The sequence below is a fragment of the Bacteroidota bacterium genome (assembly GCA_016713765.1).
GTDB lineage: Bacteria > Bacteroidota > Bacteroidia > AKYH767-A > 2013-40CM-41-45 > Pollutiaquabacter > Pollutiaquabacter aromativorans.
On record JADJON010000001.1, the window covers coordinates 1682316 to 1696675 of the forward strand.

General features: G+C 55.2%; 9 protein-coding genes. 6 read left to right on the forward strand and 3 right to left on the reverse strand.

Annotation, left to right across the window (positions count from 1 at the left end; genetic code table 11):
* The first annotated feature begins 63 nt into the window (after positions 1-63).
* A complete protein-coding gene (locus IPJ96_06335; GenBank protein MBK7909970.1) occupies positions 64-3660 on the forward strand; it encodes a S8 family serine peptidase in 3597 nt (1198 codons plus the stop codon).
* Between the two features lie 68 nt (positions 3661-3728).
* Here IPJ96_06335 and IPJ96_06340 read toward each other — a convergent pair whose 3' ends face one another.
* Complete coding sequence (locus tag IPJ96_06340; protein ID MBK7909971.1) at positions 3729-4238, reverse strand: YiiD C-terminal domain-containing protein; 510 nt, start codon at positions 4236-4238, stop codon at positions 3729-3731.
* Positions 4239-4241: 3 nt separating this feature from the next.
* Positions 4242-5255: a nitronate monooxygenase gene (locus IPJ96_06345; GenBank protein MBK7909972.1), complete on the reverse strand. Its 1014-nt coding sequence runs from the start codon at positions 5253-5255 to the stop codon at positions 4242-4244.
* A gap of 235 nt (positions 5256-5490) precedes the next feature.
* On the opposite strand from IPJ96_06345, the gene IPJ96_06350 reads away from it, so the two are divergent.
* From IPJ96_06350 to nudK, 4 genes are all read left to right on the forward strand, one after another.
* Positions 5491-7260 carry a long-chain fatty acid--CoA ligase gene (locus tag IPJ96_06350; GenBank protein MBK7909973.1) on the forward strand — a complete coding sequence of 590 codons (1770 nt, stop codon included), beginning with the start codon at positions 5491-5493 and terminating at the stop codon, positions 7258-7260.
* A 13-nt stretch (positions 7261-7273) separates the two neighbouring features.
* The gene (locus IPJ96_06355; protein MBK7909974.1) at positions 7274-9679 is read left to right on the forward strand and encodes an enoyl-CoA hydratase/isomerase family protein; all 2406 of its coding nucleotides are present in this window, start codon (positions 7274-7276) and stop codon (positions 9677-9679) included.
* 18 nt (positions 9680-9697) lie between these two features.
* The gene (locus IPJ96_06360; protein MBK7909975.1) at positions 9698-10360 is read left to right on the forward strand and encodes a toxin-antitoxin system YwqK family antitoxin; all 663 of its coding nucleotides are present in this window, start codon (positions 9698-9700) and stop codon (positions 10358-10360) included.
* Between the two features lie 161 nt (positions 10361-10521).
* Positions 10522-11100: a GDP-mannose pyrophosphatase NudK gene (gene nudK / locus IPJ96_06365; GenBank protein MBK7909976.1), complete on the forward strand. Its 579-nt coding sequence runs from the start codon at positions 10522-10524 to the stop codon at positions 11098-11100.
* 53 nt (positions 11101-11153) lie between these two features.
* Here the strand turns inward: nudK and IPJ96_06370 are convergent, their stop codons facing one another.
* Positions 11154-11435, reverse strand: a complete 282-nt coding sequence (locus IPJ96_06370) for a hypothetical protein (protein MBK7909977.1) — start codon at positions 11433-11435, stop codon at positions 11154-11156.
* A 288-nt stretch (positions 11436-11723) separates the two neighbouring features.
* Here IPJ96_06370 and IPJ96_06375 point away from each other — a divergent pair, with 288 nt between their 5' ends.
* On the forward strand, positions 11724-14318 hold the full coding sequence (locus tag IPJ96_06375; protein MBK7909978.1) for a PKD domain-containing protein: 2595 nt from the start codon (positions 11724-11726) through the stop codon (positions 14316-14318).
* Positions 14319-14360: the final 42 nt, after the last annotated feature.

Consider the following 14360-nt stretch of genomic DNA (forward strand, 5'->3'; position numbering starts at 1 on the left):
TTTCGACAATCATCCTTATCCCTTTTTTTTCGTTTATTTGATCTGCCAACCATCAACTTTCCCATGCGTTTATCTGTACTGATTGCAGCCCTCGCGCTGGCTATTCCTTGCTTTGCGGGACATCCCGTCGTTCCCGGTAACGAGATCCGACTTGCTTCCGGAACCATTACCACGGTGCAGGATTTCAGTGATGAATCCCTTAGCCGTATTTCATCGCAGGATCTGTTCGACGATCGTTATTATCGGATCATACAGTTCAACAGTATTCCCGATCCGATACAAAAGCGTCAACTTGAAACCGCGGGTCTTCGCTTCGTCTCCTATCTGCCTGCCAATGCCTGGCTGGTCTCGCTGCCGCGTTCAGTGGACAGCCGCTTGCTGACCAGGACGAACGTTCGTACTGTACTCCCGGTCGATGAACGCTACAAATTGAACCGACGGGTCGCGGAAGGCAGTTTTCCGGATCATGCTATCCGTACCGGCGGACGCGTGGAATTGCAGTTGAGCTTTTTCCCGGATGTTTCATTCGAACACGCGACCGCGGTACTGCAACAAAACGGCGCCAGGATAACCGCTGCTCAATCGGGTTTCGGTCTGGTGAACGTGGAATTTCCAAAGGAGGATATCAATCGTCTGGTACGACTTCCTTTCGTGCGATACATTGAGCCGGTTGCTCCCGCTTCTTATCCTGAAGATAGCCGGGGCCGTTCACTGCACCGGAGCAATTATATCAACAGCGACATTCCGTCGGGCTTACATTATAATGGCAACGGTGTCGCCATCTCACTCGCCGACGATGGCGAGGTCGGTCCTCACATCGACTTCCAGGGCCGCATCACGCAATTGATGAACAGCGGTGCCGGCGGAACACACGGCGACATGACCTCGGGAATCGCGGTCGGCGCCGGAAACCTGGACCCCACCATTCGCGGTATGGCCGATGGTGCCCGGATCTACATTCACGATATCGGAGCCGGTTCGGTTGGATACGACCACATCTACCAGGCGCCGCACTATCTCGATTCCCTCGGCGCGATCATCACGTCCACTAGCTACAGCCAGGGTTGCAATGATTACAATGCCATTTCTCAGACGGGTGATCAGATCGTAAACGATAATCCATCCCTCACACTGGTCTTTTCCGCCGGGAACAATGCCCAGGGCGATTGCGGCTACGGCGCCGGTACTCCCTGGGGTACGATCACCGGCGGCTTCAAGATCGGCAAGAACGTGATCGCTGTTGGCAACCTCGATGCCTACGAGGTGATCGATCCCAGCAGTTCCCACGGCCCGGCCGACGATGGTCGTGTCAAACCGGACATCTGCGCCAATGGTCGCGACCAGCTTTCCACCGACGAGAACAATACCTACCAGGTCGGAGGAGGCACCAGCGCTGCCTGTCCTTCCGTTGCCGGAACAACCGCTCAACTGTACCAGGCCTATCGTGAGCTGAACAGTGGAAGTGACCCCGAGTCTCCGCTTATCAAGGCTACCCTCTTGAACACTGCGGAAGATATCGGCAATGACGGACCTGATTACAGTTACGGATATGGCCGTATCAATGCACGTAGGGCGTTACAGACGTTGGCGAACCGGACGTATGTACTCGATTCGGTTGGCCAGGGCTCTTCACGCAACATCTCCATTACGGTGCCTTCCGGTGTCCGCCAGCTTCGCGTGTTACTGTACTGGTTGGATCCGGCTGGAGATCCTTCCGCGGCGTTTCAACTGGTGAATGACCTGGATCTGACCCTGAGCCATGCGTCCATTGGCATTTTGCAACCCTGGATACTCGATCCGACGCCGAATGCTTCAACCATTGGTCTGCCGGCTGTACGCGGAGCCGATCACCTCAATAACGTAGAACAGGTAACGCTCGACAACCCCTCGACCGGAACCTTCACCGCAAGCGTGTCAGGTAACGCTGTCCCGTCCGGAATGCAAAAGTTTTATGTGGTATGGGAATTCCGAACGGATGAGATCGTGTTAACGTACCCGACCGGTGGTGAAGGCTTTGCTATCGGCTCGGAAGAATTGCTGCGCTGGGATGCCTATGGCGTTTCGACACCGTTCACACTCGAGTTTTCGCCGGACAATGGCGCGAACTGGCAACCGATCGCTACCGTTGGCCCAGATATTCGTCAATATGCATGGACACCCATCGCTTCCCAGCGTAGCGGCGAAGCATTGGTTCGGATTACACGTGGTTCGGATTCAGACCTGTCGGATGAGACGTTCACGGTAAGTGGTATACCCCAAAACCTTCACGTGGATTTTGCCTGCCCGGATACCATGCAGATCGGATGGAATGCCGTAACAGGCGCAACGGCGTATGAAGTCAGTGTGCTGGGTTCGCGCTACATGGACTCCGTAATGACCGTTACCGGCACTACCGCCCAACTTGCCATTCCTGCTACCAATGAAGTTTGGTTCAGTGTAAGAGCACTTGTCGGAAATGGCAAGGGACGCAGAGCCAATGCCGTTCAGAAGGCTCCCGGGCTGGTCAGTTGCAGCCTTGCCGACGATATCGGCCTTAGCACGATGATCTTCCCGGTGGAAGGGAACCTCTATCCTTGTTTCCCGCTCAACAGTGTTCCGGTTACGGTCGAAATACGCAACGATGGCTTGAATACTGCCTCAGGCTTCCAGTTGTCATATACGATCAACGGCGGCTCGCCTGTTACCGAGACGTACACGGGTTCACTGATTCATGGCGCTACTACGAACTTTACGTTTGCGGTCCCGGCCGATTTCTCCGCGGGCGGAGCATTCAATCTGGTCGTGACGGTTAACGCCACCCCGGATCTGAACCTCGCCAACAACGAACTGGACATCAACCTCCAGGTAGTAGCAGCCGGAGCCGCGGCGCCTTTGCAGGAAGCGTTTGCTCCAGCATTCCCGCCAGCCGGTTGGGACGTGATCGCATCCGGACCTGATTATGAATGGTCGGTCAAAACCAATATCACCGGATCTGACGGTTCGAATACCGATGCTGCCTGGTTCGATAATTACAGTTACAACAATTCCGGCGCACTCGATTACCTGGTGACCATCCTGGTGGACTTCGCGGCGGTCGCTTATCCGCAGTTGCTGTTCGATGTCGCCTATGCCCAATTCTCCGGTTACGAAGATGGCTTGCGGATTGAGCAATCCGCCGATTGCGGCGCTACCTGGACGGCTACCGGTTATGAGAAGATCGGTGCAGCACTGGCTTCCGTGCCTTCGAGCAATACCGACTGGTCGCCTTCCTCCGGGAACGATTGGAGAAATGACACGGTTGAACTGACTTCCCTGGCCGGAGAACTGGCGCTGATACGCTTTGTCAACATCAACGATTTTGGCAATAACCTTTACATCGACAACATCAATCTCCAGAATAACAATGTGCTTTCTTCGGGAGTTCCGGTCCGTATTCCGGCACTCGCGATTTTCCCGAACCCCGGAACCGGAGTGTACACCGTCGATCTCCGCGATCTGCCGCTTGGTTCGGTACAACTGACCCTTACCGATGTTAGCGGTCGACTGATCGAGTCGCGCAACCTGATGAATAACGGCAGGGTAACGGAGCAATTGAATTTGCTAAACGAGCCCGTCGGCGTCTACATCCTGCAGGTTCGTACGGCTGAAAAGGTCTACAGCATGCGCCTGACGAAAATCTGATCCTGGCTATTCATACTGCAAGGCCCGGCAGGAGCGAAGAGCGCTGCCGGGCCTTGCTGTTTACGCCATTAGGACTGAGTCCGGACCTTATCCCAGCGCTTGACCTGCCAGTGTACTTCGACCGTGCAAAGTGATTCGCCGCTTTCATCGGTTACGGGTACCTGGATGGGTACGAACACCGCGTCAGATGAGTGAAGCGGTTCCTTCACGTGCTGACGCAACCAGGTTTCGTCAAGCCTGCATTCCGCCCGCGCGTCCGATTTGCCCTGACGGTGATAGGTTACCTTGATTTCTTTCATGATCAACCGGTAGTCCATTGATCGAAGCGCATGCAGCAACGACATGCCCGCGGTGAATTCGCCCAATGTCGCCAGTGAGCAGGCATGTAATCCTTTCAGGTGATTGAGGTTCTTGCGCCGGTACGGAAGCGTCGCCTGAATTCCGAAGGGTGTAATACGCTGGATACGGATGCCGTGTGGCGCGTTGAATGGGATGGCGCGTGCAACGATGCGGTTGAGCAGCCACAACCGGATCGGTGAGCGTTCCGCGTCTTGGAGAAGTTGCAACAGCCTTTTCATGGATCAGGGACGGATGGTAGCGGAAAGGGCCTGCCAGGCTTCGTTCAATTCGGATTCATACCGGTCCACAATGGTCCTGACCGGAACGATATCGTGGATCAGCTCGACGCTTTGGCCGGCACACCACAGATTGTTGTAGTTGCCGGGCTTGACCGCTTCTTCGAGCCAGTTGAAACCGCGTTTTTGGACCAGCATCTTGAAGTATTTGCGTGTCCGTGGATTCTTGCCCAGCCATCGTTCGAACCGGTTTTGTTTCAGTCCGATCTTCTCGACGAAGGGCGTGCGAATCACCGTACAGGGTGTCCCGCTGATGCGCTCCGTAAGAACGATCTGATCCATGCCGGATTGGATCACTGCATCTTTGTAGGGCTGTCCGACCGGAGCTTCGGATGTGGCAATGAAACGGGTTCCGCAATAGGCCAGGGAAGCGCCCGATGCGAGGGCGCTCAGGATGCCGCTACCGTCTGCAATGCCACCGGCTGCCAGTACCGGAATGTCGGGAAAGTGCGACTTCAGCGTGCGCACCAGGAGCGAAAGCGGGTAGGGGCCGGCATGTCCGCCGGCACCCTGACCGACGGCAATGAACCCGTCGCATCCGTTTCGGGCACACTTTTCCGCGTGGGTCAGGTTGGTGACGTCGCAAAATACTTTGGCGCCATAAGCATGTGCCGCCTGGATGGTTTCTGTCGGATTACCCAGCGAGGTGATGTATACCGGAACTTTCCGGTCGACACAAACTTTGAGGTGACGTTCAAAGAGGAAGTTGCTCCGCTGAACGATCAGGTTGACTCCATAAGTACCCGGCTGACCCTGGCGCGTTTGCAGGAATTGGTTCAAGCGTTCGAGTACTCCTTCCAGTTCGCCTTCCTTTCGGAAATTCAGGCTGGGAAAGCAGCCCAGAATACCCGCCCCGATGGCCTCCCGGATCATCGCCTCGTTACTAACCAGAAACATGGGTGCCATGACCAACGGAAGTCGCAGGTTGAGCATCCGGGTCAGATCGTTTTCAATTCTCATAGTCGTTCAAATTTCGGCTATTGAAGCCTTGAGGAATGGGATACTGCTGGGTAATTTTCAACGATTTCGGCTGCATGACCGTTCATCACAGTGCAAAGTGCCTGATGGAATCCCGAAATCTCCTTTCCAGCCCTCAACAGTTGACAGAATTACTTGTTAATAATCGGGACAATCCTGCGTTTTTTACGCGCTTTTACCCCCTCTTGAATATGTAAATTCGTAACGCGCATTTTGCATGGAAATTAAACGTCTGTTCGATATTCCACGCCGTCAATTGGATCGTTTTCCCAAGGAGGACGCCCTGACGGCCAAGGAAAACGGGAAGTGGACTCCGTATTCTACCCGGTATTTCGTTGATATGATCGACCGGGTGAGCTACGGTTTACTCGCATCCGGAATCGGTAAAGGCGATAAGATCGCCATCATCTCGGCCAACCGGCCTGAATGGAATTTTGTCGACCACGGCATGATGCAGATCGCCGCGGTCAACGTCCCGATCTATACGACGCTTAGCGAACCGGAGATCAAGTTTATTCTGAACGACTGCGGCGCAAAAATGGTCTTTGCCGGCGACGCGGATCTCTATCAAAAGATCGCGGCCATCCGAAACGAGGTTCCGACCCTCAAACAGGTCTATACCTTTTCACCGGTCACCGGTGCCGATCACTGGACCGAGTTGGTGAAACTGGGCGACCAGCATACCGATGCTTCGCGCCTCGATAGCGTTCGTGCTTCCATTGCTTCCGGCGACCTCGCCACCATCCTGTACACTTCAGGAACGACCGGTACTCCGAAAGGCGTGATGTTATCGCACGCCAACATCATCAGCAACGTCGAAGCGACGGAACACCTTCCGCCGGTCGATCACCGCCACCGTGCGCTGAGCTTCCTTCCGCTCTGCCACAGTTACGAGCGGATGCTGACCTACCTGTACATGTACCTGGGCGTGTCGATCTACTATGCCGAAAGCATGGATAAGATCGCCGACAATCTGAAAGAGGTGAAGCCGGATGTGTTTTCCACCGTGCCACGCCTCCTGGAGAAAGTCTATGACCGCATATTGGCCAAAGGGAAAGAGGCCCCGGCCGTCAAGCGCGCCCTGTTTTTCTGGGCCCTCAACCTTGGACTCCGGTTTGAGTTCGGTGGCAAGAATGGAACGTGGTATGAATCCCAATTGTCGCTTGCCCGGAAGCTGGTGTTCTCCAAATGGCGAGAAGCGCTCGGTGGTAATGTCAAAGCGATTGTCAGCGGCGGGGCCGCCCTCCAACCCCGCCTCGCCCGCGTTTTCTGGGCGGCAGGTATTCCGGTACTCGAAGGATATGGTCTGACCGAAACGAGTCCCGTTATCGCCGTAAACAATTTTGAGCCCGATGGCGCCGCTATCGGTACGGTCGGTCCGGTCATTTTCAATTGTGAAGTCAAGTTCGCGGAAGATGGCGAGATACTGTGTAAAGGCCCCAACGTCATGCTCGGCTATTACAATCGCCCCGATCTGACCGCGGAAGTGATCGATGCAGACGGCTGGTTCCATACCGGCGATATCGGCATGATGCAGGACGGAAAGCACCTCAAGATCACCGATCGCAAGAAAGAGATCTTCAAGACTTCCGGAGGAAAGTACATCGCGCCCCAGGCACTCGAGAATAAGTTCAAGGAATCGCAGTTCATCGAGCAGATCATGGTCATCGGCGAGAACCGGAATTTCCCCTCCGCGCTGATCGTTCCGGCATTCGCTCACCTTCAGAAATGGTGCGAGTTGCACGAGATTCCCTGGACCGACCCGGCCACCATGATCCGCAACCCGCAGGTGATAGATCGGCTTGGTAAAGAAGTGGCAGAACTGAACGCCAGCTTCGCGCAGTACGAGCAGGTCAAGAAATTTGAACTGCTGGCAAAAGAATGGACCATGGACTCCGGTGAACTCACCGCTACCCTCAAGCTCCGCCGCAAGATCATCGCGGAGAAGTACAAGGAACAGATAGAACGCATTTACTCCGTCGCCTGAGGCGACGTTCGATATGAGCAAACGATCGATCAAACAGGTGGCCGTACTCGGCAGCGGAATCATGGGTTCCCGCATCGCCTGTCACTTCGCCAACATCGGACTCAAGGTCCTCTTGTTGGATATCGCCCCCGATAAACTCACCGATGAGGAAGCCAAGGCCGGCAAGTCACTGGAGGATCCCGCCGTTCGGAATCGCATCGTGAACACCAGTTTCCAGAACACACTCAAGGCGAATCCGGCACCGCTCTACCGCAAGTCGTTCGCTGGGCGCATCCGGACAGGCAACTTTACCGATCATCTCAAGGATATCGCGACCTGCGACTGGGTGCTGGAGGCTGTTATCGAGAATATCGATATCAAACGCTCGCTCTTCGAACAGGTGGAGCGCTACCGGAAACCCGGTACACTGATTACCTCCAACACCTCCGGCATTCCCATCCACCTGATGGCTCAGGGGCGTAGCGAGGATTTCCGAAAACACTTCTGCGGAACGCACTTCTTTAACCCGCCCCGCTACCTGCGCCTGCTGGAGATCATTCCGACTCCGGACACCGATCCGGTCATCGTTGATTTCCTGATGGAATACGGCGACCGTTTCCTCGGCAAAACGACCGTGCTTTGTAAGGATACTCCGGCATTCATCGCCAACCGCATCGGCGTCTTCTCGATCATGTCGCTCTTTCACCTGGTCGAACAAATGGGGCTTTCGGTGGATGAGGTGGATAAACTCACCGGCCCGGTACTCGGACGCCCGAAGTCGGCCACCTTCCGGACCTGTGATGTCGTGGGCATCGATACCCTGGTCAAGGTCGCGAAGGACGTGTACGACCGTTGCCCCGAGGACGCTGCACGCGACGCGTTTCAACTGCCTGCCTATGTAAGCAAGCTGGTCGAAAACAAATGGTTCGGTGACAAGACCGTACAGGGTTTCTATAAGAAAGTCAAAGGTGCCGGAGGAAAGAGCGAGATTCTATCACTCGACCTCAAGACGCTCGAGTATATTCCCAAAGCCAAAGTCAAGTTCGCGACGCTGGACCAGACCAAGTCTATCGACAACCTCCGCGACCGTATTCCGGTCTTGCTCAAAGGGACCGATAAGGCGGGAGAGTTCTACCGTCGCTCGTTCGCGTCGCTCTTCCAGTACATCTCCTACCGCATTCCGGAAGTGTCCGACGAGATCTATCGGATCGATCAGGCCGTCGCTGCCGGATTTGGCTGGGAGATGGGACCTTTTGCCATCTGGGAACTGCTCGGTGTGAAAGCATTCACCGATGTGATGAAGTCGCTCGGCCATGCGCCGGCTCCCTGGGTGGAGAAATTCATCGCCTCCGGGAATGAGACTTTTTATCGCTATGCGTCCGGCCGTCGTGAATGTTACGATGTCGCTTCCGGAACCTACCGCCGGGAAGACGGCGGAGCAGGCCTGGTTCTGCTCGATGCGCACCGCTCCAATCTTGTTTGGAAGAATACCGGTTGCTCGCTACTCGATATCGGCGATGGTGTCCTCAACATGGAGTTCCACACCAAGATGAATTCCATCGGCGGAGAAGTGATCGCCGGTGTCAACAAGGCCATCGAGATCGCCGAGAAGGATTATCGCGGTTTGGTCATCGGCAACGAAGGACAGAACTTCAGTGCCGGCGCCAACATCGCCATGATCTTCATGCTGGCTACCGAGCAAGACTGGGACGAGATCGACATGGCCATTCGTGCTTTTCAGAACATGAACATGCGCGTTCGCTACAGCTCGGTCCCCGTGGTCGTAGCGCCGCACGCCCTTACGCTGGGCGGAGGTTGTGAGATGACCTTGCATGCCGATAAGGTCGTTGCTTCTGCGGAATCCTACATCGGACTCGTCGAGTTCGGAGTCGGACTGATTCCCGGCGGCGGCGGGTCCAAGGAATTCGCCCTGCGCGCCTCGGATGCCTACCGCGAGAACACGATTGATGAGCAGATGCTCCGCGAGTATTTCCTCACGATCGGAATGGCGAAAGTGTCCACGTCCGCCCACGAGGCTTTCGATCTCCGCATACTGGTCGATGGCCGTGATGAGGTCGTCGTCAATCCGGACCGCGTCATCGGGGAAGCCAAGCGGGCCGTACTCGAACTGGCCGATGATGGCTATACCCGTCCGGTGGAGCGAACCGACATCAAAGTGCTCGGTCGTTCCGCGCTCGGCATGATCTATGCCGGTGCCAATGCCATGGAGTCGGGACATTTCATCAGCGAACACGATCGGAAGATCTCGCAAAAACTCGCCTGGGTTCTCTCCGGTGGCGATCTTTCAGCCCCGACCCTTGTCTCCGAAAAGTACCTCCTCGACCTGGAGCGCGAAGCATTCCTCTCCCTCTGCGGAGAACGCAAAACGCTCGAGCGCATCCAAAGCATCCTGACCTCCGGCAAACCCTTGCGCAACTAACGACCCATTTCCATCCGCATGAACCGACTAACCCGCAACTTCTTTTTCTTCTGCGTCTTGCTCTTCTGGCTCGCCGCAGGCGCCTGTGGCAGCGCCTTCGCGCAGGTGAAAGAAGAGAAACCCAAGTATGCACCGGGAAAAGAGAAGCACCGCAACAAGACCGACGAGATCGGCCGCAAGCAGGGGCTCTGGATGTTCTACAACACCTTCGGGGAGAAGATCGCCGAAACGGAATTCGTCAACGACATCAAAGAAGGGATCGACCGCAAATTCTACAGCTACGACAAAGTGCGCGAAGAGACCGAGTACCTCGGTGGAGTGAAAGAAGGGGAGTACAACCGTTATTATTTCTCCGGACAGGTGCAGCTCGAAGGAACCTACAAGGACGGAAAGAAAGACGGGAAATGGACCAAGTACTTCGAAGACGGCTCCATCCGCCAGGAAGGCAGTTACAAAGTCGGTCTCCGTGACGGCGTCTGGAAAACCTACAACCGCAAGGGCAACGTCATCAGCGAATCCGCCTACAAGAACGGAATCGACCTGAAGGTCATCGAAGAGAACAAAAAGAAGGAAGACGAAGCCAAGAAAGCCGCCGAGAAGAAGAAGGAAGGCGAGAAGGGAAAACAACCCGCTCCGACAACGCCTCCGCCGGCAACGAAGCCTCCACAACCGAAGAAGTAAAGTAATATGGAGCGGAACCGGATGGCTTCGCTCGGATGCGCTCCCGTGTTCGCTCGTCATTACAACGCCTGGGCCTTGTTCGATGACCGAAGCGTGACGAGCTCACCCTGGGCTGGCTTGCAACGCTTCGGTTCTACAACACGTTTCCCCTGAGCCTGCCCATGGCGAACATTCGCATTCTCCGGTCCGATGTACTGTCCGATAATTGGTACCTCCTCCGGAATTATACCCTCGAATACACCCGAAGCGACGGCAAAGTCGAAGTGCAGAAGCGGGAAGTCTACGATCGCGGCAATGGCGTGGTCGTGCTGCTGTACAATCGGGAACAACGCACCGTTGTCCTGACCAGGCAATTCCGCCTGCCGACTTCACTCAACGGTAACCCCGATGGCAGACTCATCGAAGCCTGTGCCGGACTCCTGGAGGACGAGCACCCCGACGATTGTGTGCGACGTGAAGTGGAGGAGGAGACCGGCTACCAGGTCCGGGATGTACAAAAGCTCATGGAAGTGTACATGTCGCCCGGCGTCGTTACCGAGATCCTGCATTTTTATTTCGCCGAATACCACCCGGAAAGAAAAGTGGGCAAGGGGGGAGGTCACCCGGACGAACAGGAAGATATCGAAGTGCTCGAAATGTCGTTTGAACGGGCCTTGGCGATGATAGACGACGGCCGTATCCGCGATGCGAAGACCATCATCCTGTTGCAACAGGCGTTGATAAAGGGACTCTTTCGGTAATAAAGACGGCCGAATCCAAGGCGGATCCGGCCGTCAACCATCCATTCAAACCATTACTTCTTTTCCATTCCTGCCGGCTTCGCCTCGCCGGCAGCTTTGGACTTAGGAGCCGGCTTCGCAACCACATGTTGCATATGCCTGGCTTCCTTCGTCTCCTGTTTCGCGTCCTTAGCATCGTGCTTCGCCGCTTTCATGTCATGATGGGCTTCTTTGGCGGCCGGAGCCGTGGCCGCTTTCGCCTGAACAGCTTGTGTCGCGGGTTTCGGCGCGGGAGATTGGGCCATGACAGCGGCGCTCGTAAAGAGGACGGCCGCTGCTACCATTACTTTTTTCATGTTTGTTTGGATTGCAGTGACGGGCACCCGGCTGCCCTTGCTTGTTAACGGGATCCGAATCGTTCGGACGGGTCAAAAGTGTCATCTGATAAATGAGCCCTGCCTGAATAATGGCTGAATCTGAGATGAAGTCCCGGAGTTGAGGGCCAGGCTGACGACCCTCGATCCGGTGTTCCGCGTATTTTCCCGAAATTCAATCCATATTTTTTTAGTTGCTGTCAACCATTTGACCACCGCCTGCGTGTTATCCTATGAAGGCCCTTCTATCTCAACCTTGACAACCATCCCATGAAAAGATATCTCCTCGTATTCCTCCTCTGGTTGCTAAGTACAGTCGCCGGCGCCCAGAATTGCCTGTTCGCGCCAATTGATAACGGCAACGGTCTTTACACTTTCAACCCTGATCCGATAACGCTCGGAATGGGTTACCGGCATACCTGGGACTTCGGTGACGGTACCAATTCCGTAGATCCGATACCGGTTCATTTATTTACGGCCGGCACGTTTAACGTTTGTCATGAAGTATTCGACTCGACAGGCCAGCAGTTGTGTATTTACTGCGGCCCGCTATCCGTGGCGCCGACACCTTGCTCGTTCACAGCACAACAGGATTGGATCCAGCCGCAGACGATCAACTTCGAACTCCTGAATGCTTCTTCCGGGCAGGTCGCGACCTGGGATTTCGGTGACGGTGCTTCGGGATACGGCCTTATAGCTCAACATACCTATACGGATTCAGGTACATATACCCCTTGTGTTAGTCTGTACGATTCACTGACAGGTGTACTCATCTGCAACTCCTGCCAGACGATCCAGGTATTCCCGAGTCCGGTCACCTGCGGCTTCATGTGGTATCCGGACCTTACTGATCCCTTGACCCTGCATTTTGTCACCAACCCGCCACCCGGAACCCATGTAGAATGGGATTTTGGTAACGGAATGGTTGGATCCGGTCCCATGGTTGCTCAATCCTATTTCCCGGCCGGCAGCTACCTGGTTTGTGTTCAATACACCGATTCGGTTACCGGAGCCCAAACTTGCACAGCCTGTATGCCGGTCTCGGTCGTTCCCGTTACTTCTTCGTGTTCTTATTCAGCGATTCAGGATCCGTTCACAACCGGCGCGTTCCAGTTCTTCGCTACGGCAGATTCGGGTTCCACCATCCAGTGGGATTTCGGCGACGGTACGCAGGATAGTGGTTCTCAGGTGAATCACGTCTTCCCGTTCGCGGGTCAGTTCAATGTATGCATGACTGCGGTCAACCCGATGGGAACGGTCTGCACATATTGTGATACGATCGTTGTTCAGCAAACCGGCGGTGGTTGCAGCTATACTTACCTCGTCGACTCCGCCAATACATTCAACTATACGTTTGCTTATACCACCACGGCGCCAGCTACTACCGTGCATTGGGACTTTGGCGACGGAACGACGGATACCGGGGCAATCGTGCTTCATACGTTCCCGGCCAGTGGTTTCTACAATGTATGCGCGGTTGAAGCCGATTCGCTCTCACTGCCCGTATGTCAGGCATGCATGCTCATTCCGGTCGTGTCCAACAGTGCTACTTGTAATATCAGTTTCTTTCAGGACAGCCTGAACGATGCACTGGTATATTTTACCTGCAATGTATCATCACCAACGAGTATCGTTACCTGGAATTTCGGCGACGGTTCAACGGGTTCCGGAGCTTTGGCAACTCATGTATACCTGGCGCCCGGAACGTATACGGTGACGGTCAGCGAGATTGATTCCGCGACCGGATTACCCTTGTGCAGCAGCACGACCGCGGTTACCGTGATCGGGACCGGTTTCCGCTGCACCTTCGTTGCCGACCCCGACCCGTTGCAACCTAACCAGATCCAGTTCACGGGGATTCCTTCCTCCCTGATCTCGGTGTTGAACTGGGATTTTGGTGACGGTGCCACCGGTTTCGGAAATCCTGTCAACCACACGTATGCTGCACCCGGTGCTTATACCGTATGTATGAATGAAACCGATCTGCAGGGTATTGTCTTGTGTAGTTGGTGCATGACGGTGTCGGTTACCACCGGACCTTTCCCTGCCTGCAACGCATTTTACACGTCAAGCACCTTGGGCCTGGATGCTTACTTCATCGACCTGTCGGCTGGAACATCCCCGGCGACGAACTATCTCTGGGATTTCGGTGACGGCACTACTTCCACGACGCGATTCCCGCAACATACCTACCCGGCTCCCGGCCTGTACAATGCCTGTCTGACCATCACCGACACCGCCTGCAGCTCGCAGTTTTGCAGCCAGATCCGGGTCGATACAGCCATCGTGTTCCCGACCACCTGTCAGGCATACTACGTGATCCTGCAAATGGCCCCCTACCAGGTCGCGGTGGTCAACCTGAGCAGCGGAGTGAATCTGGGCTTCAACTGGGACTTCGGAGACGGTACATTCTCTACCGATCCCTACCCGTCCCATCTCTATAATGCCGTCGGCGACTACCCCCTCTGTCTTACCGTCACCGAGCCGGGGACAGGCTGTACCAGTACCTATTGCGATACGCTTTCTGTCGATTCACTTGGAAACGTATTCCGTGGTATGCCGGGTTTCATGCTGAATATCATGTCACCGGCCAGCCTGACGGCAGTACCTGATATGACCGCTTCACCATCGTTCGCGGTTTACCCGAATCCGTTTAATGCGGCATGTACGCTACAACGTGCCGCATCGGCGAAAGGTGAAGCGGTCGTGCGGGTACTCGATCTTCGTGGTGCAGTCCTCTTCACGGAGCGCTTTAGCACCGGTGAAGTACGAGTGCCGGCGGATCAATGGTCGCCCGGTATTTACCTGATTGAACTGACCGAAGGAGATGGTTATCGCTCTTTCCGGAAGGTCATCAAAGAATAGTTCCTGTTTCGGTTTTTTGATGCTTCAGGGCGGAGGAGAAAT

What these genes read in the sequence shown, in the direction of transcription:
- IPJ96_06335 (MBK7909970.1), top strand. Translation starts at nt 64, where the DNA reads ATGCGTTTATCTGTACTGATTGCAGCCCTCGCGCTGGCTATTCCTTGC.
- IPJ96_06340 (MBK7909971.1), bottom strand. Translation starts at nt 4,238, where the DNA reads ATGAAAAGGCTGTTGCAACTTCTCCAAGACGCGGAACGCTCACCGATC.
- IPJ96_06345 (MBK7909972.1), bottom strand. Translation starts at nt 5,255, where the DNA reads ATGAGAATTGAAAACGATCTGACCCGGATGCTCAACCTGCGACTTCCG.
- IPJ96_06350 (MBK7909973.1), top strand. Translation starts at nt 5,491, where the DNA reads ATGGAAATTAAACGTCTGTTCGATATTCCACGCCGTCAATTGGATCGT.
- IPJ96_06355 (MBK7909974.1), top strand. Translation starts at nt 7,274, where the DNA reads ATGAGCAAACGATCGATCAAACAGGTGGCCGTACTCGGCAGCGGAATC.
- IPJ96_06360 (MBK7909975.1), top strand. Translation starts at nt 9,698, where the DNA reads ATGAACCGACTAACCCGCAACTTCTTTTTCTTCTGCGTCTTGCTCTTC.
- nudK (MBK7909976.1), top strand. Translation starts at nt 10,522, where the DNA reads ATGGCGAACATTCGCATTCTCCGGTCCGATGTACTGTCCGATAATTGG.
- IPJ96_06370 (MBK7909977.1), bottom strand. Translation starts at nt 11,435, where the DNA reads ATGAAAAAAGTAATGGTAGCAGCGGCCGTCCTCTTTACGAGCGCCGCT.
- IPJ96_06375 (MBK7909978.1), top strand. Translation starts at nt 11,724, where the DNA reads ATGAAAAGATATCTCCTCGTATTCCTCCTCTGGTTGCTAAGTACAGTC.